Below are 19,124 nucleotides of genomic sequence, written 5' to 3'. Positions count from 1 at the left end.
TTTCCCAATGCAAAGCTTCCTCTTTGAAAATCTAGTCCTGATCGCTATCTTTTTCAAAAGATAGCAGAGAAAGCTCCTGATGCGATGACCATATAACTTCGGACCAAAACATTGGATATTTTAGGAAGTTTCCTTTCCGGCGACCCGAAAAAAGTTTGGTTGGCCAGTAACGCGATTAGGGAGTTACGTGACGAAGATGAGCTCCGTAAAATTTCAGAACACTTGAAAAAGATAAGAAAAGAGACAAAACACGTTTTCAAAGATGGTGGCCCTGGTTTGTTATCCAATTCTTACCACCTGAATTTCGCGCTGGAGAAATTAAGATTCATCAAAGAAGCTGCCGGTTGCCAATGCGAACTTTATCCTAACAACATGTTTTTCAACCCGAATAAAGAAGCTGACAAAGGCTTTGTTGTTATCACTGATAAACTAGAAGACGCCCTAAATTGGACCGCGGACTATAAATGCGAATGTACAAGCTGCGGCAATAAGTTCCACGTCCATCAGGGTGAGTATCACTATACGTGGTACGATTGGACCAACTTGAATCCGCGTGTTCGACATACCTCGGAAACATTGCTTCAAAAGGTTTTTAAGTACGTCAAAGGAAGGCTATGACCATCATCCGCCCGCCTGCTGTTGCCGGGACGTTTTATCCGGCCGATGCCGATATCTTGCGCAGCGAGATTGACGGGTTGATGGATGCGGCCCTGCATTCGGATGCTGTGTCGGGGGATGCGCCGCCCAAGGCGATCATTGTGCCGCATGCGGGATTGATGTTTTCGGGTGCGATTGCGGCGCTTGGCTTTGCCACCGTTCGGGCGCTGAAGGATACCATCAAACGCATTGTGATCATTGGCCCGGCGCATCGCATGGCGTTTCAGGGGATTGCGCTGGCGCGCGCCGATCAGTTTGCCACACCACTTGGCAATCTGCGCTGCGACCTGCCGGCGCTGCAAAAGGCATTGGCGTTGCCGCATGTTCAGATGCTGGACGACGCACACACGCTTGAGCATGGGCTTGAGATCGAATTGCCGTTTATCCAGCGCCTGTTTGGCGAGGGTGCGGACATCGGCATTGTGCCGCTTCTGGTCAGCCGGTGCAGCCCGCGTCAGGTGCATGAGGTGATCGAGAAGCTTTGGGGTGGGCCGGAAACCCTGATCGTGATTTCATCGGATCTGTCGCATTTTCATGATTATGACACCGCGAAAAAGATGGATAACCGCACCCGCGCCATGATCGAGAATTTCGATGCCGAGAATATTGATACAAACGATGCCTGTGGCGCGCTTCCGGTCGCGGGTATGCTGATTGCGGCACGCAATCGCGGCATGAAGATCAAGACCCTTGGCATGCGCAATTCCGGCGATATCACGGGCGATAAGTCGCGCGTTGTCGGCTATGGTGCCTGGGCGGTTTATGACGCGAAGGCTGCGAATATGCAGGGCGACGGCGAGGATGATTTTACCAAGGCGACCGAACATCTGATCAAGACGCATGGGGCGGAGATGCTGGGCCTGTGTCGGCAATCGATCCTGCATGGGCTTGAGACCGGGGCACCGCTTTCGGTTTCGCCCAATGAGTTTGGTCCGGCACTTGCGGCACCGGGGGCGTGTTTTGTGACGCTCAAGAAAGCCGGGCAGTTGCGCGGCTGTATCGGGTCGATCATGGCCCATGCGCCGCTTGCCACCGATCTGTGCGAAAACGCGTTCAAGGCAGCGTTCCGCGATCCGCGCTTTGCCGGGCTCGGCCGCGATGAGATCACTGATGATCTGGAGCTTTCGATTTCAGTGCTGTCGCCACCGGCGCCGTTCCCGTTTGACAGCGAGGCCGATTTGATCGGCAAACTGACGCCGTTCGAAGACGGAATTATTTTGTCTGATGGCAATCGCAGGGGCTTGTTCCTGCCACAGGTTTGGGATCAGTTGCCCGAGCCGAAGGACTTTTTGGCACAGCTTAAGCGCAAGGCAGGGCTTCCGATGGATCACTGGTCGGCCAATATGCGGGCCGAGCGGTTTATCACGCGCGGGATATCGTCACGCGATATCCAGGCAAGCGGGTTCTGGTTCGCCCGCTGAGAGGTCTTTGACCGCCAGAGAAAAGCGGAATTTTGATTTCGCCACCGCGCCAAGGCGTTCATAAAACCGGATGGCCCCCGTGTTCCAATCGGGTGTTTGCCATTCCATCCAGCCAAGGTCATGATCGGCGGCATAGCGCGCAGCAGCCTTCATCAGCAGGCCCCCGATCCCGTCCCCGCGGCACGTTGGCGCCAGATACAAACAATCCATATGCAGATAGTCCGCGGCGTTCCATGTCGAGAATTCGCGCGCGGCAGACAGATAGCCGATCAAATCGCCCGCCCGATCGGCGACGAGGACAAGGGCCCGCGCAGCATCGCCAAAAATACGTTTTGGCAGTGCGGAACGGAGATTTTCCCGGTCAACACTTGCGCGTTCATAGGCCGCATGATCGGCGATCAGATTGATCAGCGCATCCAGATCGCCGGGGTGAACCGGCCTTATGACAGTGTCGTGTGGCACGCGGGTTTACCTTTTCGTACATCGGCAAAATGGAAATACCCCGCCGGATGTCATCACCGGCGGGGCATCATCATCAATCCTTGCCGGTCACAAGGCTGAAGCCCTCGTCGATCCAGCCGGTGATGCCGCCGATCATCAGCTTGACCGGAAGACCAAGCGCCGACAGACGACAGGCCGCCTTGTTTGCGCCGTTGCAATGCGGGCCTGCGCAATAAACAACAAAGGTCTTGCCGGTCGGATATTCTGCCATGCGGCGTTCGGTCATCTTGCCATGCGGCAGGTTCAAGGCACCTTCGATATGGCCGCTTTCATAAAGGGCCGGCGAGCGCACATCGAGGAGAATGAAATCATCCGCACCCGCCTGAAGCGATGCATGGGTATCCCAGCAATCGGTTTCAAACGCCAACAAGGCGTCGAAATGCGCACGCGCAATGTGGGACGGGGCTGGCGGGACTTCGTTAATGTAGCTGGTCATGTTCGTTCTCCATCAAATTGATGACGCCGATATTAGGCCTTGCCCGATTTTGCAAAAGTGACCAAAATGCCATTATTCAGTAATTTTTCGCCAAAGTGACGACGGATGCCCCAAAGCGCCCAACAAGCCGACACCCAGCCGCACGAACCCAATCATCATGTGCCCAATCATCATGTGCCCAATCATCATGTGCCCAATCATCATGTGCCCAATCATCATGTGGTTGTTCTGGCCTATGACGGGCTTTGCACCTTTGAGTTCGGCATCGCGCTTGAGATCTTTTCCCTGCCGCGACCGGAGTTTGATTTCCCGTGGTATCGGTGCTCCATTGCCGGGGTTGATCCGCATATTCGGGCCATGGGGGGCTTTTCTGTCGCGGTTGATGCCGGGATGGAACTTTTGGAGGAGGCGGACACCATCATCATTCCGGGCTGGCGCGGCGCGGATGCGGTGCCCGAACCGGCACTGCGCGACGCCATTTTAAAGGCACATGCACGCGGATGCCGGATCGTCACGATCTGTTCGGGGGTGTTTGTTCTGGCCCATGCCGGGATCTTACAAAATGGCCGGGCGACGACGCACTGGCGCTATATCGACAAATTCCGCGCGATGTTCCCGGAAACCGAAATTGTCGATGATGTGCTTTATGTTGATCACGACAACATCATTACCTCTGCTGGCAGCAGTGCGGGGATTGATGCCTGCCTGCATGTCATCCGGTCCGACCATGGCGCGCAGGTGACCAATACCGTGGCCAGACGGCTTGTCATGCCGCCGCATCGTGATGGCGGACAGGCGCAATATGTCGAGGCCCCTATTCAGGAACGCCCCGGCAAATCGATTGCCGCCGTTCTGGATTGGGCGCGGGAGAACCTTGATCAGCCGATTGAAATCAATGACCTTTCGCGTCAATCGGGTTTGAGCCAGCGCACTTTCTTGCGCCGGTTCCGCGATGGCACCGGCCTGTCGCCACTGAAATGGTTGCGCCGGGAACGTATTATCCGGTCGATGAAACTGCTTGAGGAAACCGACCTTGCGCTGGTCGATATTGCCGAGCAATGCGGGTTTCAATCGCTTGAGACATTTCGTATCGCCTTTCGCGATATCGCCGGAACGCCACCGGCGAGCTATCGCAACCGTTTCAAGCTGCGACAATCGGCTTGATCGCAACATCAAAAAAAGAAGGGTCGCTGCCCCGCCTGAAACGTAAAGCAGGCCTTGCAATGGATCACACGTCCCCACATATGCGCGCAAAGCGGTTTATCCCGTGTGGGGCTTTATCGAAGAATATCCGCCCGCACGGCTTTTGGAACCAACAGGATTAAAGATGATGGCAAGCAGCACACAGATTGACACGCGCTACGCCGACTTCATTCACGAAGTCGCCGAATGGGAAGGTGTTTGGGCGCTTTATCATAATGGCTGGTTGCTGCAAACAACCGCGACCGGCGAGAAATACTGTCCGATCTTCGCCACCCGCGAAGAGGCACAAAGCTTTGCCGCCAGCATCCAGAGCGACCATGTCCCAAGTGCGATCACGCTGGTTGAACTGACCGAAAGCGTGATGATGCAGTGGCGCGCCGAAGAGGTCATGGCCGGCATCTGCCCGACCCCGGCCAAACCGGCCATCGTCGTCACCCTTGATCAGCTCAGCGATGATATTATGGCAGCCCTTAAGGACGTCATGGACGAACGGTTCGGCACGCAAAGCTGAAAACACGTACGCGGTATAAGGCCGGACTGGACGTTACGGGCAAAATTCCCTATTCCCGTGGGATAGTTAGTTTTATCCCGAGAAACGAGAGTGCCATGACCGTTGCCCTGCCCGCCAATGCCGATGCCCTTGAAAACGGACTGATTGAAATTGCCCGCAAGGCAGGTGCTGCGATGATGGCAATCTATCAGACCGATTTCGAAATCCGGGCCAAGGATGACGCCAGCCCGGTGACCGAGGCCGATGAAGCGGCAGAGGCCGTGATCCTGCCAGGGCTTCGCGCGCTTACTCCCGATATCAAAATCGTGTCCGAGGAAAGTGCCGCCAAGGGCGATGTGCCCGATGTGAATGGCGACACCGATTTCTTCTGGCTGGTGGATCCGCTGGACGGCACCAAGGAATTCATCAAACGCAATGGCGAGTTCACGGTCAATGTGGCCCTGATTGCCAAAGGGAAACCGGTTCTGGGCGTGGTCTATGCCCCGGCAATCGACAAGCTTTATTACGGTGGCCCGGATGGTGCGAAACTGATCGAAGGCGACGTTGCCCCCAAAATCACCGCGATTTCGGTGCGCGACATGCCCGAGGACGGCGTTGTCGTTGTCGGATCGCGATCGCACGGCGATCCCGAGGCGATGAAGGCCTTTCTGGGCGACCTTGCGGTCAAGGAACTGCGCCCGGCGGGAAGCTCGCTCAAGCTTTGTCTGGTCGCGGCCGGTGAAGCCGACCTTTATCCCCGCCTTGGCCCGACCATGGAATGGGATATCGGGGCGGGCCATGCGGTTCTGCTTGCTGCCGGCGGCGTGGTTGAGAATATGGACGGATCAGGATTCGTTTATGGCAAGGCCGATTTCCGCAACCCGTTCTTCATCGCGCGCAGCCCGAGCGTGCCGGTCAAATACGAGAACTGATCCTTCGCAAAGCGGGATCAAAGGCGAATTACAAAGCCGCATCAGCAGCTTGCCGATCCCGCGTTGCAATACAGATCAGATCGACATTTTTCGGGAAAGCTTGAAACTGCTCCACCCCGCAGTTTTCTTGACTTTCAGGACATTTTGCGCTATCCATTCCTTATCGCCACACAGAGTGTAGGTGACGTAAATAGCCGCCGGAATCACGGCGACGCGGTCCGATTTCACCACCGCGGGGCGAAACCGGGCTAGAGCGTAAATTGGAGCCGCCATTTTTATGGCGGCTCTGCGCTTTTTGGGGCGGTGTTTAATTGCCGAAGCCCCGTAGCTAGCTCTGACGACGCAGCATCAAAAGCCCGATCGACAGCCCCGCAGCACCCAGCACCAAAACAGGCAAGGCCCAGCTTCCGACCATCACCAGAAGCGATGTCCCCGCCGACGGACCAACAATCGCGCCCAGCGTATAGCTTTGCGAGACAATCACCAGCACGCCGACCTGATATCCCTGCCCGCGCCCGCTGGCGGCAATCAGGACAGCCGCGGTGTAAAGCCCGGCAACAGCAACGCCCAGCATGAACTGGATGGACGCGGCGATCACGCCATATCCCGCCAATGCCATTGGCACAGCCCCGATCAAAAGCAGCCCGAAACACAGAGAGGCCAGTTTGGTTGGCCCGGCCTTGTCAGAGATATAACCCACCAGCGGCTGACACACGGTTCCACCGAAGACAAATACCGCCGCCATCCACAAACCGGCGTCGGCAAGCCCGGTATCGCGTTGGGCCTGAAGTGGTAAAACCGACAAAAAGCAGATTTCAACAAACCCCGCGACCAAGGCGATGACCACCAGATCCCAGTTATCCATCCAGCGCCGCAGTGCGGCCCCGGCCCCCTTGCCTGTGGACGCCATTTCGATGGTCGGCAGGAAAAACGCACAGACAAGCGCAATCGCGCCTGCCAACACCGCCAGTCCTGACATGGCGAAGGCATCATCACCCAACCAGCCGATCAGGATGGGGCCAAGAACGATCCCCAGCCCCATCAGGGTTTCGTGAAAACCGACAACACGACCGACCTTGTCGCGGGGTGCCAGTTGCACAATCAGCCCGTCACAGATCACCCAGCGCAGGATCAGGCCGACACCGGCAAACAGTGTTGCCGGCAGAACCCAAACCGATTGCGGCGCATACATCACAACCGCAATCAAAAGACAGAATGACGCGCTGCTGATCAAAAGCGGGATCACCGGATGGGTTTTGCGCAGGATGGCGGCGACAAAAAATCCGCCAACCAGATCGGCAATCCAGTACAGCGACAGCATCATACCGCCATGTTGTTCGCCCAGCCCCGCATTGGTCAGCGCCAGCGGCAACAAGGTATCGATCACCCCGATCTGGATCACTTGCGACACAAAGGAGGCAAGATTGACCAAACCCAGCGACATCGCCGTTCCAGGCGGGATTGATATTGATTTCAAAAACAGTCTGGCTGGCATGAAAGGCCCTCCTTGCGATGCTTGGCACCGTTCGGGGACCTGACACGGGTGTCTGGCGACAGGTCGAAAATCGGATTTGCAGGCCTTGACACTCACCAAGTGCGAACCGCGTTTTTGTCGCAGTTCTTCCTGTCGGTGGCCACGTTAATTCGAAGCAGCAGAGCTTTCAATCCACATTCGCACAATTTTCGGTTGTCGATGTTGCAGCTTGTCATTCGGGGTCATCATCGCTAGGTATCTCATAGCGCTATATTTTTCATGGAATGCTTGATGTCCCCGGCTTTGACCATCCGTCCCTATTCCGAAGGTGCCCTTAGTCAGGCAGCAGCGAAGCTGCGCGCCGGTGAGCTGGTGGCCTTTCCGACCGAGACGGTGTACGGGCTTGGGGCGGACGCAACCAATGCCGATGCGGTGGCGGGGATTTATGCCGCCAAGAACCGGCCAAGCTTTAATCCGCTGATCAGCCATTTCCCCGACCGCGATGCAGCGGCCAAGCATGCATTATTTGATGCGCGCGCCGATAAGCTGGCCGCGGCATTCTGGCCGGGTGCGTTGACACTGGTTCTGCCCCGCCAAGCAGACAGTGATGTTTGTGATCTGGTCACAGCCGGTCTTCCCAGCATTGCCGTGCGGGTTCCGGCCCATCCGATGGCGCGTGAATTGTTGCGTGCGGTGGGCCGCCCGGTTGCGGCCCCGTCTGCCAACCGGTCTGGCAAGATCAGCCCGACCACCGCCGCCCACGTTGCGCAGTCGCTGGGTAATGCGATTGGCATGATCCTCGATGGCGGGCCGTGCGGGGTTGGGCTTGAAAGTACGGTGATTGACCTGACCACCGATCGGGTGGTGATGCTGCGCCCCGGCGGGGTGACAGCCGATCAGGTTTCGGAACTGCTGGGTACGGATGTTGTCATGGCGGAAAGCGATGACACCGCGCCCAAAAGCCCCGGCATGATGACCAGCCATTATGCGCCGGGCCTGCCGGTGCGGCTTGACGCCACTACCGCCGATCCGAGCAAGTACGGCCATGAGGTCCTGCTCGGTTTTGGCGATTGCAATACCAAGGGGTTTGATGCGGTGTTATGGCTCTCGAAATCGGGCAATGATATCGAGGCCGCCGCCAATCTTTTTGCCAAGCTGCATGAAGCCGATCAGAGCCACTTTGCCGGAATTGCGATTGCACCGATCCCGGACAAAGGACTTGGCATTGCGATCAATGACCGTCTGAAACGCGCGAGCGCCCCGCGCGCGCCACATGATGCCACGTAAAGGAACAGCGCCATGTCGTTCCTGCCAGAAGCCGCACTTGATGAATTAAAGGACCTGCTGGGCCCCAAGGGTTTCAGCATGGAAAGCGACGTTCTGGCCGCCCATAATGCTGAGGCGCGTGGCAAGTTTGAAGGCCATGCCGAAATCATCCTGTTTCCGGCCAGTACCGAGGAAGTCGCCAAGGCAGTTGCCATTTGTGCCGCCCATGACATCGCGATTGTCCCGCAAGGCGGCAATACCGGACGCTGTGGCGGGACGGTTGCCGATAGCAAACAGGTCCTGATCAACCTTAAGCGCATGAACCGCGTCATCGAGATTGACGAGCGTGATTTTACCGCCACGGTCGAAGCCGGTGCGATCCTGCAAACCATTCAGGAAGCGGCTGCAGAACAAGATCTGCTTTTCCCGCTCTCGCTGGGCGCCGAGGGCACATGTCAGATCGGTGGCAATCTTGCGACCAATGCCGGGGGATTGAACGTTATTCGATACGGCAATGCGCGTGATCTCTGCCTTGGGCTTGAGGTCGTATTGCCCGATGGCACGGTGTGGAACGGCTTGTCCAAGCTTCGCAAGGACAATACCGGCTATGACCTGCGTGATCTGTTTATCGGCGCGGAGGGCACGCTTGGCATTATCACCAAGGCGACGCTAAAGCTTTATGCCCAGCCAAAACACATCGCCACCGCCTGGATTGCCGTGCCGTCGCCGGAATGCGCGATTGACTTGCTTGCACTTGCGCGCCGCCATACCGGCGATGCGATTGCGGCGTTTGAGCTGATCAGCAGTTTTGCCCATGATCTGTCGGTGACGTATCTTAAGGGCCTGACGCGTCCGCTTGCGACCAAGACGAACTGGCATGTCTTGATCGAGCTGACATCGTCGCGCCCGAAGGATGATCTGGAAACACTTCTGGTCGATCTGTTGGCGCAGGCGGTTGAGATCGGGCTTGCGACGGATGCCACCCTTGCCCAGTCCGAGGCACAGCGTAAAAACCTGTGGGCGATCCGCGAAGGCATCCCCGAGGCACAAGGCTATGAAGGCGGATCGATCAAACATGATGTATCGGTGCCGGTTTCAAAGGTTGCCGATCTTTTGAAGCGCGGCATGGCGAGTGCGGATGCGCTGATACCCGGCATTCGCCCCTGCCCGTTTGGCCATGTTGGCGATGGCAATATCCATTTCAACTTCACCCAGCCCGCCACCATGGACAAGCAAGCCTATCTTGCGCAGTGGGAAAGCCTGAATACTGTCATTCACGACATTGTTGCCGAGCTTGGCGGATCGATCAGTGCGGAGCACGGCATCGGGCAGCTTAAGCGCGATGAGCTTGCGCATTATGCCAGTGTGGAAAAACTGAAATTGCTGCATGCGATCAAGGCAGCAATTGATCCAGATGGCAGGCTTAATCCGGGCAAGGTTGTATAATCACCGCTGTCGCCACCCTGCCCGTACCTGCGTCCCCCGCCTAAAAGATGGAAGATCGCCCCATGTTCTCTGTCGAGACCTATGCCCCGCTTGATCACGCCAAACCGATTGCCGAGAATATCTGGATCTTTGACGGTCCGGTGATCGGGTTTCAGTATGCTGGCCTTAAGCTGCCCTTCCCGACCCGGATGACGGTTATCCGCCTTCAAAGCGGTAAACTGTTTGTCCATTCGCCGATCCGGCTCAATGAAACGCTTAAGGCCGAGGTCGATGCGCTGGGCGAGGTTGCCTATCTGATTGCGCCCAACACCATCCATTACGCCGGTGTGCCCGACTGGCAAAAGACCTATCCGAATGCAAAGGCGTTTTGTGCACCCGGTGTGATCAAACGCGCCAAGTCGGTCGGGATTACGGTCAATTTTGATGCGGAGCTTGCCGATACGCCGGAGTCTGAGTGGGCCGGTGAGATCAAACAGGTTCTGGTGCGCGGCAGTTATTTGAACGAGGCGGTGTTTTTCCATCCCGCGTCCAAAACCCTGATCCTGACCGACCTGATCGAAAACTTCGAAGCGCCTAAAATCAAAAGCCCGATCTGGCGGTTTATGGTCAGGCTGTTTGGCACCATGGCCCCGCATGGCAGCACGCCGCGTGACATGCGCCTGACCTTTGCCGGGTATAGGGAAAGCGTGCGCAAGGCAGTCCACACCATGATTGGCTGGAACCCAGACTATGTCGTTCTGGCGCATGGGCGCTGTTATGACACCGATGCCGTGGCGGAGATTAAGCGCGCCTTTTCCTGGGTGTTGAAATAGTAAAAATGCAAGGGCGCCCCGGTCGGGACGCCCTTTAACGTAAGTACGCGGCAAGGGTTACTCGGCCGGGCCTGCCCACGGGGTCATGGCATTGAGTTTGTCCTGACGGCGTTCGTCGCCGGACTTGCCCCAATCGCCACCGAAGGCTGCTTCTTCCCAGGAACCGTAGCTCGGGTTGGGCAGCATGAACCAGCGTTCGCCCCAGTAATTGCCGTATTTTTCCATGACTTCGAGACGTTCAGCAATCGAGCCATCGATTTCATCAGTGAAGTCACCGAAATTGTCACCAAACTGCATGATCACGCGATAGTCTTCGGCCACAGCAGCCCGGCGCGGGGTTTTGTTAGAGCCCCATTCTTCGACTTCGCCGCGCAGCATGACATGCTTTTCATCCGCGTATGGGAAGCCATATTTCTTGAGGTTTTCGATGGTGGGTTCTTCTTCCGGTGCCTTGCGGTTCGAAACATAGAAGACTTCAACACCGCGGGTGGCTGCCGCCTTGGTGAATTCCAGCGCGCCCGGGGTCGGGGTGGAAATCATGTCGTGCACAAAGGCTGCCCAGGTTTTGGAGCTGTAATGGGTTTTGTCGGTGACAACCCATGCCTGATAGGCGGAGTTATCCAGAACGGTTTCATCAACGTCCAGAATGACTGCCGGTGGCTTGGTCATATAGTTGCCGTCCTGCTCGAGCGCTGCGGTCCAGCTGTGATCGCCAATGGCGGCATCGAGCAAACGGGTCGCACCGGCATAGACCGACATGGCGGTCGTTTTGTATTCGACCGAGGTCTGCAGCCACAGCGTGCCGTTCAGGCCGTCATTCTGTTCCGGCTCGGCCTGTGCGCCGAATGCGCAAAGCGCACTGGTCGCAACAATGGCAGCAACGCCAAATGATTTTGCGATAAAGGTCATGTGTAGTCTCCCTGTTGATTTCCCGACGCATTGCGTCTGACCATGCAGTCAGGATTTCATAACCATGCCACCGCAGTGCGATAAAGAAAAAGCCTTTTTCCAGAATCAATTGGAAAAAGGCTTTTGCAATCGGTTTAACAAAGCCGCCAACGCCTTGACGCACACTCTGTTTCAGGCGGTTGGGCGCTTCTCGAACGTGGCAAAGCCATCTTCAAGCGCCGGTTCTTCGTGAATGCGATCAACGCGCGCATGGGTCGGGCCATCGTGACAGGCGGTGATCATGGATTGCACCACCTTGGCCGGGCCGCAAAAGACCGCCTCGACCGAGCCATCATTGCGATTACGCACCCAGCCGGTCAGATCGCGTTTGCGGGCTTCTTCGACGGTCCAGGCGCGATACCACACACCCTGCACCCGGCCTTCGATCCGGGCGTGGACGGCGATGTTGCCATCCCCCGTTGACGGGTCGGGGCTTGTATCGGTCATGATCGGGCCTCCTACCTTGTCGATGGTTTTATCCCGGGCTTATTTAGCGCCGGGGATCTTGGCATGCAGGTGGGCGGTGTCCTGAAACTTCTGTTTCTGTTCATCCGACGCCGGCGCCTGATGATTATCCTTCCAGGCGTCATAGGTCATGCCATAGACGACTTCGCGCGCCCCATCATAATCCATGGCGACACCGCGTTCGCGGGCGGCTGCCAGATACCATTTGGCCAGACAGTTGCGGCAGAACCCGGCAAGGTTCATCAGATCGATATTCTGAACATCCTTGCGATCCTGAAGGTGCATGACAAGGCCACGAAAGGCAGCGGCTTCGAGTTCGAGCTTGGTTTGCGGATCAAGATCGGCCGCCGGGCCGTTGGCCAAGACGGCCTCGGTGGACATTTCAGAACCGGCGCAATCAGACATGTTCCATACTCCCGCTGGTCTTTTCGTTTTCGAGTTTTTCGATAATTCCGGGCACATGGGCAATGCTTTCAGCCGTGATGACCTTGTCATTGTCAATCTCGGTCTGATCGACCATTTCATGGACCCAGGTGATTTCATATGGAATGTGGATCGCGGTCGCGCCACACGCAAGGACCGGCAGAATATCGGATTTCATTGAATTGCCGATCATGATCGCCTCTTCGGGATCGACGCCATAGCGGCCAAAGATGTTGCGATAGGTCAGCGGGTCTTTCTCCGAGACGATCTCGATCCCGTCAAACAGGTCCTCGAACCCGGAGCGATCAATCTTGAGCTGCTGGGCGATCAGATCGCCCTTGGTAATCAGGACCACCTTGTAATTCGGGTGCTTGGCATATTGCTTGAGCACTTCCTCGGCCCCGTCAATGATCCGGGTGGGCGCGCGCAGCATGGATTTGCCGGTTTCGGCCAGTTTGTGGATATCCTCGGCGCTGATTTTGCGATCAGACAATTCGATCGCGGTTTCAATCATCGACAGGGTAAAGCCCGTCACGCCATAGCCATAGATGGAAAGGTTGGCCAACTCGGCCTGATAGAGACGATCATCAACCTGTTCGGGATCAACATAATGTCCCAGCATTTCGCGAAGCTGCACATGGGCTTGGCGGAAAAGTGGCTCGTTGTGCCACAGGGTATCGTCGCCATCAAAAGCAATCAGCTTGTACATTCTTAAGCCTCGTTTCTTGTTATTGGATGGCCGCAGGCACGTTCAATGCGTTGGCAGTCAACCTCGATGTTCACAGGGTATTACGGCCTCAATTCACGACCATATGGCAGTGCAAACGCCCCGTAAAGCCCCGTTATCTGTATTTAATATGCGTGAAACGGATCGGAAAGGCCTTGAAAACACAAGTGTTTGAACAGGTTATAGAAAAGGCGCTGCCGGGATAACCGGACAGCGCCATATTTGGAGCATTCAACTTCTGATCTAGGCTTCAACAATCTCGCCTACGCCAAGCGGATTGGAGAATTTAGCGTGTTTGGACCAACCTTCGCCTCTCCATCCTCACTTAGGTTCACAACCCTTAACAAACTCAACAGTCCAGGCCAGCGAGCCATTTCACCACCACCTCGAGGCTCTTCTTCGTGTTTCCAAGCTTTCGGATGACACCAAAAATGCACTGCATGGATACCGCTCTCCATTGCAATGTTGAGTGCGTTCTGCACAACCTCAAGGTATTCTTCTTCAGTAACTTCTGCTGAGACAGGTACTCTAGGCATTACAAACGTCAAACTCGCTTGCAAGTCAGCACCTTGATTCTTGCATGCATCAAGATCACCCTCCAAGAACCAACCTTTGATCGTGCCATCTCTAGTACCTGGCACAAGCAGCCGCTGCTTTGCTTCTATCTCCACAGTTCGTTGTCCCCGTTTTTGACAGATGTACAGATCACAACGGCCGTCGTTCTCTTCTTCCCCCACGTACTTCTTCGTCACATACTCTTCCATCGAAATCAAACCTGACTGCCAGCAGGCTGCTTGAAGGAAAGAAATGGTGGCACGTTCATTGAAATAATGAGGGAGCTCCTTCCACTTGAAGGCTTTCCCATACTGTTCTAGGTTTTTTGAAAACTGCTCAAAAGCGGGTTTCAAAAAACTCAATTCGCTTGAAAAACGCGATACCTGCCGCACAAATTCCCCCCTAAATAGAAATGCCGCGACACATTTAAAACATGTCGCGACACTAATGTCCCGTATTTATGAGGGGATGCTTATTCGTCTTTTTCGAACTCGATGATGATGGCATCGACCGAGAGGTTAGCGCCCTGCTCGGCGTGGATCTTTTTGACGACACCCTTGCTTTCGCACTTCAGGACGTTTTCCATCTTCATGGCTTCAAGAATGCAGAGCTCCTCGCCTGGCTGGACGGTCTGGCCTTCCTCGACCGAGACCTTGACCAGCAAGCCCGGCATTGGCGAGAGCAGGAAGTTTGACATATCCGGCGGGGCCTTGAACGGCATCAGTTTTTGCAGCTCTGCCACGCGTGGCAGCATCACCTTGAAGTGGCGCTGAATGCCGTTAGCGGCGAGTTTGTACCCCACCCCTTCGATATCGATCTGCACACAGACCGGGGCACCATCGATTTCGCCAACGAACAGCGGATCGCCGATCTTCCAGTCCGAGACCACGCCATAGCTGCGATCACCGATGGCGACAATGTAATCGCCGTTAACACCATCGAACTCGATATCGAACGGGGTATGGTCATCCCCGCAAACCGCGACCCAGCTTTCGGCGATTTCAAGCGGATGGTCACTGACCTGACCGGTGATGCCGGCATTGCGTTCGGCGTGGCGTTGATTGATGTAGGCCGCGACCACGATCAGGGTAGCCGGATCATCGTTGGGCAGATCATCGGCCGAGAAACCATCCGGGTATTCTTCGGCGATGAAGTTGGTGGTGATGTTGCCATCCTGGAAGCGTTTGTTGGCCATCACAGCGGCCAGGAACGGGATATTGTGCGAAATGCCACGAATGTAATAGGCATCAAGCGCGCGACGCATTTCGCCAATCGCCTGATCGCGGTTTTCACCATAGGTGATCAGTTTCGCGACCATCGGGTCATAGAACATCGAAATCTCGCCGCCTTCATAGACGCCGGTATCTACACGTACGGTGTCGGATTCCGCAGGCGGCTGATAACGCACCAAGCGCCCCGTGGACGGCAGGAATTCGCGGAAGGGATCCTCGGCATAGACGCGGGTTTCCATGGCCCAGCCGGTCAGTTTGACGTCATCCTGCTTAAGCGTCAGCTTTTCGCCATCGGCGATCTTGATCATCCATTCGACAAGGTCCTGACCGGTGACAAGTTCGGTCACCGGATGTTCGACCTGAAGCCGGGTGTTCATTTCAAGGAAGTAGAAGTTCTTGTCCTTATCGACGATGAATTCGACCGTCCCTGCCGAGCAGTAATCCACCGCACGTGCCAGTGCCACAGCCTGTTCGCCCATGGCTTTTCGGGTCGCGGGATCTATAAAGGGTGACGGGGCTTCTTCGACGACCTTCTGGTGGCGGCGCTGGATGGAGCATTCGCGTTCACCAAGATAGATCGCATTGCCGTGCTTGTCGGCCAGCACCTGAATTTCAATATGGCGCGGTTCTTCGACGAATTTTTCGACAAAGACGCGGTCATCGCCAAAGGAGCTTGCGGCCTCTGACGTTGCACGTTCGAAGCCTTCGCGGCATTCGGCATCGTTGCGCGCAATACGCATGCCCTTGCCGCCACCGCCAGCGGATGCCTTGAGCATTACCGGGTAGCCGATATCATTCGCGATCTTGATCGCCTCGGCGGTATCCTTGATCACCCCCATATAGCCCGGCACGGTCGAAACACCGGCGTCAGCCGCGATTTTCTTAGACGTGATCTTGTCGCCCATGGCGGCAATCGCACCATTCGGCGGGCCGATAAAGGCAATACCGGCGGCATCAAGCGCCTTGGCGAAAGCCTGGTTTTCCGAGAGGAAGCCATAACCGGGATGGACGGCCTCGGCGCCTGTGGATTTGCAGGCCTCGATGATGTTTTCGATGATCAGATAGGACTGATTGGACGGTGCCGGACCAATACGAACGGCCTCGTCGGCCATCTGGACATGAAGGGCGGCCTTGTCGGCATCGGAATAGACCGCAACGGTTTTGATGCCCATTTTGCGGGCTGATTTGATCACACGGCAGGCGATTTCACCGCGGTTGGCAATCAGGATCTTGCTGAACATTTTTCTGTCTCCCAATTTGTCTTACAGCGGAATGTTGCCGTGTTTCTTTTCAGGGTTCTTGGTGTCCTTGTTGCGCAGCATGCCAAGCGCCTTGCAAACGCGACGGCGTGTGCCATGCGGCATGATGACATCATCAATGAACCCCTTGCGGCCCGCGACAAACGGGTTGGCGAATTTTTCGCGGTATTCCTCGGTGCGGGCTTCGATCTTTGCCGGATTGTCCATATCCGCACGGAAGATGATTTCCACCGCCCCTTTTGGCCCCATCACCGCAATTTCGGCGGTCGGCCAGGCATAGTTGACGTCACCGCGCAGATGTTTTGATGACATCACGTCATAAGCGCCGCCGTAAGCCTTACGGGTAATGACGGTGACCTTGGGCACGGTCGCCTCGGCATAGGCATAAAGCAGTTTCGCACCATGTTTGATGATGCCGCCATATTCCTGTGCGGTGCCCGGCATGAAGCCCGGCACATCAACGAAGGTGACAATCGGAATGTTATAGGCATCGCAGAAGCGCACGAAGCGTGCGGCCTTTTTGGAACTGTCGATATCAAGGCAACCGGCCAGAACCATCGGCTGGTTGGCGACGACACCGACCGTGCGGCCATCCATGCGCGCCATGCCGATAATGATGTTTTTGGCGTAGTCGGCCTGAATTTCAAAGAAGTCGCCCTCATCGACGATCTTGGTGATCAGTTCCTTCATGTCATAGGGCATGTTGGGGTTTTCTGGCACCAGGGTATCGAGCGAGAAGTCATCGCGATTGATCGGATCTTCGCAGAGGCGTGCGGGCGGGTCTTCCTTGTTGCACAGTGGCAGGAAGTCCATGAAACGCCGGGTCTGAAGCAGCAGGTCGACATCATTGTCAAAGGCCAGATCAGCAACACCCGACACACTGGTGTGGGTCGATGCCCCGCCCAGCTGTTCGTGGGTGACTTCTTCGTGGGTGACGGTTTTGACCACATCCGGACCGGTCACGAACATATAGGAGCTGTCCTTGACCATGAAGATGAAGTCGGTCATGGCCGGGCTGTAAACCGCCCCACCGGCACACGGCCCCATGATCAGGGAAATTTGCGGGATGACACCGGATGCCTCGACATTGCGCTGGAAGACATCGGCGTAACCCGCCAGGCTTTCAACACCTTCCTGAATACGCGCGCCGCCCGAATCATTAAGCCCGATCACCGGTGCGCCGACCTTCATCGCCTGATCCATGATCTTGGCGATCTTGCGCGCATGCGCACCCGAAAGTGCGCCGCCGAAAACGGTGAAATCTTGAGAGAATACAAAGACCAGACGGCCGTTGATCGTGCCATGCCCGGTGACAACACCGTCGCCGGGAATGCGGTTTTCGGTCATGCCGAAATCGACGCAATCATGTTCGACAAACATGTCCCATTCTTCGAAGGAGCCTTCGTCAAGCAGTACATCAAGGCGTTCACGCGCGGTGAGCTTGCCCTTGGCATGCTGATTATCAATGCGGCGCTGGCCGCCGCCCATGGCAGCTTCGGCGCGCTTCGCTTCGAGTTTGGCGACAATATCCTGCATGTTGCGTTTTCCTTGCTGTGATCGGCCTTCTGGCACTTTTCGGCCCGGTATGCGCGTCTGGAGAATGAAATAGCATTATTCGGTACTGGAATGCCAATTATTTTTACTGTTCTGACAGAGCTCCAGAATAATCCCTAAACGCCTGATTTCCCTAACGTCATTTCGATATATCCGTGCGGGCTGAACTAAAGTCTAGAGCAGCATGGCCGCCCGTCCCCGCCGCTGGATCATTTTGATGCGCAAGACGTTGGCATTATGGTGCACACTGTATCCGCCCCTGATCCGGGGCACCCAGAACACGTACACCAAGCATACCTTTATCGCCTTCGTCACCACAATCGATTGAGCCCATGTTTAAATTCAGCCCGCGCAATCCGGAAAAAACCGGCGACGACCGACCTGCTTCGTCCCTATGGGGGTATGTCTGGCGCATGAGTGGTTGGCATCAGGTTGTGGTGTGCAGCCTTGCGGTGCTGGTCGCCGCCCTTGGCATTGCACCGATCGAGCTGCAACGCCGGATTGTCGATAACGCCATCACACCACAGAACTTTGATCTTTTGATCACTCTGGCCGCCCTTTATCTCGGCCTGATTATTGTCCATGGCGGGATCAAGTTCGTGCTTCGGATTTACGAAGGGTGGCTGAGTGAAAGTGCGATCCAGTATAACCGCAAGCACTTAACGCGCCTGCATGCCCATAACGAGGCCGGCAGCCAGGATGAAAGCAACGGGCGTGCGGTTTCGATCATCGGGTCCGAGATCGAAAAGCTTGGCGGGTTTGTCGGTGATGGCCTGTCACAGCCGGTGGTCAATAGCGGGATGCTGATCTTTGGCCTTGGCTATATGATCAGTGTCGAGCCGATGATTGGACTTATTGGCGTGATCGCCCTGATCCCGCAGGTCGCCCTTGTCCCGGTCATTCAGAAACGCATCAATGCGCTTATTGAAGCCCGCGTTGAGAAGATGCGCGATGTCAGTGACGAACTTTCGGAAATGTCGACCGACAAGGATGACGACGAACAGCTTCGCCCGATCAATAAAGGCATCACTGCATTGTTTGACAACCGCATGCAGCTTTTCGTTTTGAAGTTCGGCATGAAGTCGCTGATCAATCTTTTGAATGCGCTGGCACCTATTTGCGTGCTGTTTGTCGGTGGTTACCTTGTGATCCAAGGCCAGACATCGGTCGGTATCATCGTCGCCTTCATTTCAGGCTTTGACCGGATGTCATCGCCGATGCGTGAATTGCTGTCCTATTACCGGGTGGCGGCACAAGCAGCCGTGCAACACAAGATGATCGCGAAGTGGATGCAGTAGGCCTGAGAACGACCGCCAATCTTAC

General features: G+C 56.0%; 20 protein-coding genes. 9 read left to right on the top strand and 11 right to left on the bottom strand.

Annotation, left to right across the window (positions count from 1 at the left end; translation table 11 throughout):
• The first annotated feature begins 111 nt into the window (after positions 1-111).
• A complete protein-coding gene (locus WBY09_RS07575; RefSeq protein WP_064780535.1) occupies positions 112-618 on the top strand; it encodes a hypothetical protein in 507 nt (168 codons plus the stop codon).
• Positions 615-2,078 (top strand): AmmeMemoRadiSam system protein B, encoded by a 1,464-nt coding sequence (amrB, locus tag WBY09_RS07570; protein ID WP_286793015.1) that lies wholly within the window; start codon positions 615-617, stop codon positions 2,076-2,078. Before WBY09_RS07575 ends, amrB begins: the two co-directional genes overlap by 4 nt.
• Here the strand turns inward: amrB and WBY09_RS07565 are convergent.
• Positions 2,037-2,540, bottom strand: a complete 504-nt coding sequence (locus WBY09_RS07565; protein ID WP_286793011.1) for a GNAT family N-acetyltransferase — start codon at positions 2,538-2,540, stop codon at positions 2,037-2,039. The two genes, amrB and WBY09_RS07565, sit on opposite strands and share 42 nt — an antisense overlap.
• Positions 2,541-2,613: 73 nt before the next feature.
• Positions 2,614-3,015 (bottom strand): rhodanese-like domain-containing protein, encoded by a 402-nt coding sequence (locus WBY09_RS07560; RefSeq protein WP_063087068.1) that lies wholly within the window; start codon positions 3,013-3,015, stop codon positions 2,614-2,616.
• A 105-nt stretch (positions 3,016-3,120) separates the two neighbouring features.
• Here WBY09_RS07560 and ftrA point away from each other — a divergent pair, with 105 nt between their 5' ends.
• The 3 genes from ftrA to cysQ all read left to right on the top strand — a co-directional run bounded on the left by ftrA (position 3,121) and on the right by cysQ (position 5,640).
• The gene (ftrA, locus tag WBY09_RS07555) at positions 3,121-4,179 is read left to right on the top strand and encodes a transcriptional regulator FtrA (protein WP_336232393.1); all 1,059 of its coding nucleotides are present in this window, start codon (positions 3,121-3,123) and stop codon (positions 4,177-4,179) included.
• 166 nt (positions 4,180-4,345) lie between these two features.
• Positions 4,346-4,729, top strand: a complete 384-nt coding sequence (locus WBY09_RS07550; protein WP_008892232.1) for a DUF2750 domain-containing protein — start codon at positions 4,346-4,348, stop codon at positions 4,727-4,729.
• A 95-nt stretch (positions 4,730-4,824) separates the two neighbouring features.
• Positions 4,825-5,640, top strand: coding sequence for a 3'(2'),5'-bisphosphate nucleotidase CysQ (gene cysQ, locus WBY09_RS07545; RefSeq protein WP_286793002.1), 816 nt, complete (start codon positions 4,825-4,827; stop codon positions 5,638-5,640).
• A gap of 28 nt (positions 5,641-5,668) precedes the next feature.
• On the opposite strand, the gene WBY09_RS07540 is transcribed toward cysQ, so the two are convergent.
• Together WBY09_RS07540 and WBY09_RS07535 are read right to left on the bottom strand one after the other, a co-directional pair.
• Entirely contained in the window at positions 5,669-5,797 is a 129-nt protein-coding gene (locus WBY09_RS07540; protein ID WP_336232389.1) for a hypothetical protein, read from the bottom strand.
• A gap of 171 nt (positions 5,798-5,968) precedes the next feature.
• Positions 5,969-7,135, bottom strand: a complete 1,167-nt coding sequence (locus WBY09_RS07535; protein ID WP_286791416.1) for an MFS transporter — start codon at positions 7,133-7,135, stop codon at positions 5,969-5,971.
• 270 nt (positions 7,136-7,405) lie between these two features.
• On the opposite strand from WBY09_RS07535, the gene WBY09_RS07530 reads away from it, so the two are divergent.
• From WBY09_RS07530 to WBY09_RS07520, 3 genes are all read left to right on the top strand, one after another.
• Positions 7,406-8,401, top strand: a complete 996-nt coding sequence (locus WBY09_RS07530) for an L-threonylcarbamoyladenylate synthase (RefSeq protein ID WP_286791419.1) — start codon at positions 7,406-7,408, stop codon at positions 8,399-8,401.
• 12 nt (positions 8,402-8,413) lie between these two features.
• Entirely contained in the window at positions 8,414-9,826 is a 1,413-nt protein-coding gene (locus tag WBY09_RS07525) for an FAD-binding oxidoreductase (protein WP_286791421.1), read from the top strand.
• A gap of 62 nt (positions 9,827-9,888) precedes the next feature.
• On the top strand, positions 9,889-10,638 hold the full coding sequence (locus WBY09_RS07520) for a DUF4336 domain-containing protein (protein WP_286791422.1): 750 nt from the start codon (positions 9,889-9,891) through the stop codon (positions 10,636-10,638).
• 57 nt (positions 10,639-10,695) lie between these two features.
• On the opposite strand, the gene WBY09_RS07515 is transcribed toward WBY09_RS07520, so the two are convergent.
• From WBY09_RS07515 to WBY09_RS07485, 7 genes are all read right to left on the bottom strand, one after another.
• Positions 10,696-11,547, bottom strand: coding sequence for a 5'-nucleotidase, lipoprotein e(P4) family (locus WBY09_RS07515; RefSeq protein ID WP_336232388.1), 852 nt, complete (start codon positions 11,545-11,547; stop codon positions 10,696-10,698).
• Between the two features lie 171 nt (positions 11,548-11,718).
• Positions 11,719-12,033 (bottom strand): acylphosphatase, encoded by a 315-nt coding sequence (locus WBY09_RS07510; RefSeq protein WP_063087058.1) that lies wholly within the window; start codon positions 12,031-12,033, stop codon positions 11,719-11,721.
• Between the two features lie 39 nt (positions 12,034-12,072).
• On the bottom strand, positions 12,073-12,456 hold the full coding sequence (locus tag WBY09_RS07505; RefSeq protein WP_008892221.1) for a DUF1244 domain-containing protein: 384 nt from the start codon (positions 12,454-12,456) through the stop codon (positions 12,073-12,075).
• Positions 12,449-13,183, bottom strand: coding sequence for an HAD family hydrolase (locus WBY09_RS07500; RefSeq protein ID WP_197145325.1), 735 nt, complete (start codon positions 13,181-13,183; stop codon positions 12,449-12,451). The genes WBY09_RS07505 and WBY09_RS07500 overlap by 8 nt, the downstream gene beginning before the upstream one ends.
• A 281-nt stretch (positions 13,184-13,464) precedes the next feature.
• Positions 13,465-14,148 (bottom strand): hypothetical protein, encoded by a 684-nt coding sequence (locus WBY09_RS07495; protein ID WP_197145326.1) that lies wholly within the window; start codon positions 14,146-14,148, stop codon positions 13,465-13,467.
• 80 nt (positions 14,149-14,228) lie between these two features.
• Positions 14,229-16,229, bottom strand: coding sequence for an acetyl-CoA carboxylase biotin carboxylase subunit (gene accC, locus WBY09_RS07490; RefSeq protein ID WP_197145327.1), 2,001 nt, complete (start codon positions 16,227-16,229; stop codon positions 14,229-14,231).
• A 21-nt stretch (positions 16,230-16,250) separates the two neighbouring features.
• Entirely contained in the window at positions 16,251-17,783 is a 1,533-nt protein-coding gene (locus WBY09_RS07485) for an acyl-CoA carboxylase subunit beta (protein ID WP_197145328.1), read from the bottom strand.
• 350 nt (positions 17,784-18,133) lie between these two features.
• Between WBY09_RS07485 and WBY09_RS07480 the strand changes: the two genes are divergently transcribed.
• Positions 18,134-19,099, top strand: a complete 966-nt coding sequence (locus tag WBY09_RS07480) for an ABC transporter ATP-binding protein (RefSeq protein WP_197145329.1) — start codon at positions 18,134-18,136, stop codon at positions 19,097-19,099.
• The last annotated feature ends 25 nt before the right edge of the window (positions 19,100-19,124 follow it).

Origin of the sequence: Thalassospira sp. CH_XMU1458 (genome assembly GCF_037027205.1) — a bacterium.
Classification (GTDB): domain Bacteria; phylum Pseudomonadota; class Alphaproteobacteria; order Rhodospirillales; family Thalassospiraceae; genus Thalassospira; species Thalassospira tepidiphila.
This window is presented reverse-complemented; position numbering and strand designations above follow the sequence as displayed.

Excerpts from the sequence above, each read along its gene's own strand:
- amrB (WP_286793015.1), top strand. The coding sequence starts at position 615 with ATGACCATCATCCGCCCGCCTGCTGTTGCCGGGACGTTTTATCCGGCC.
- WBY09_RS07560 (WP_063087068.1), bottom strand. The coding sequence starts at position 3,015 with ATGACCAGCTACATTAACGAAGTCCCGCCAGCCCCGTCCCACATTGCG.
- ftrA (WP_336232393.1), top strand. The coding sequence starts at position 3,121 with ATGCCCCAAAGCGCCCAACAAGCCGACACCCAGCCGCACGAACCCAAT.
- WBY09_RS07550 (WP_008892232.1), top strand. The coding sequence starts at position 4,346 with ATGGCAAGCAGCACACAGATTGACACGCGCTACGCCGACTTCATTCAC.
- cysQ (WP_286793002.1), top strand. The coding sequence starts at position 4,825 with ATGACCGTTGCCCTGCCCGCCAATGCCGATGCCCTTGAAAACGGACTG.
- WBY09_RS07540 (WP_336232389.1), bottom strand. The coding sequence starts at position 5,797 with ATGGATAGCGCAAAATGTCCTGAAAGTCAAGAAAACTGCGGGGTGGAG.
- WBY09_RS07535 (WP_286791416.1), bottom strand. The coding sequence starts at position 7,135 with ATGCCAGCCAGACTGTTTTTGAAATCAATATCAATCCCGCCTGGAACG.
- WBY09_RS07530 (WP_286791419.1), top strand. The coding sequence starts at position 7,406 with ATGTCCCCGGCTTTGACCATCCGTCCCTATTCCGAAGGTGCCCTTAGT.
- WBY09_RS07525 (WP_286791421.1), top strand. The coding sequence starts at position 8,414 with ATGTCGTTCCTGCCAGAAGCCGCACTTGATGAATTAAAGGACCTGCTG.
- WBY09_RS07520 (WP_286791422.1), top strand. The coding sequence starts at position 9,889 with ATGTTCTCTGTCGAGACCTATGCCCCGCTTGATCACGCCAAACCGATT.
- WBY09_RS07515 (WP_336232388.1), bottom strand. The coding sequence starts at position 11,547 with ATGACCTTTATCGCAAAATCATTTGGCGTTGCTGCCATTGTTGCGACC.
- WBY09_RS07510 (WP_063087058.1), bottom strand. The coding sequence starts at position 12,033 with ATGACCGATACAAGCCCCGACCCGTCAACGGGGGATGGCAACATCGCC.
- WBY09_RS07505 (WP_008892221.1), bottom strand. The coding sequence starts at position 12,456 with ATGTCTGATTGCGCCGGTTCTGAAATGTCCACCGAGGCCGTCTTGGCC.
- WBY09_RS07500 (WP_197145325.1), bottom strand. The coding sequence starts at position 13,183 with ATGTACAAGCTGATTGCTTTTGATGGCGACGATACCCTGTGGCACAAC.
- accC (WP_197145327.1), bottom strand. The coding sequence starts at position 16,229 with ATGTTCAGCAAGATCCTGATTGCCAACCGCGGTGAAATCGCCTGCCGT.
- WBY09_RS07485 (WP_197145328.1), bottom strand. The coding sequence starts at position 17,783 with ATGCAGGATATTGTCGCCAAACTCGAAGCGAAGCGCGCCGAAGCTGCC.
- WBY09_RS07480 (WP_197145329.1), top strand. The coding sequence starts at position 18,134 with ATGTTTAAATTCAGCCCGCGCAATCCGGAAAAAACCGGCGACGACCGA.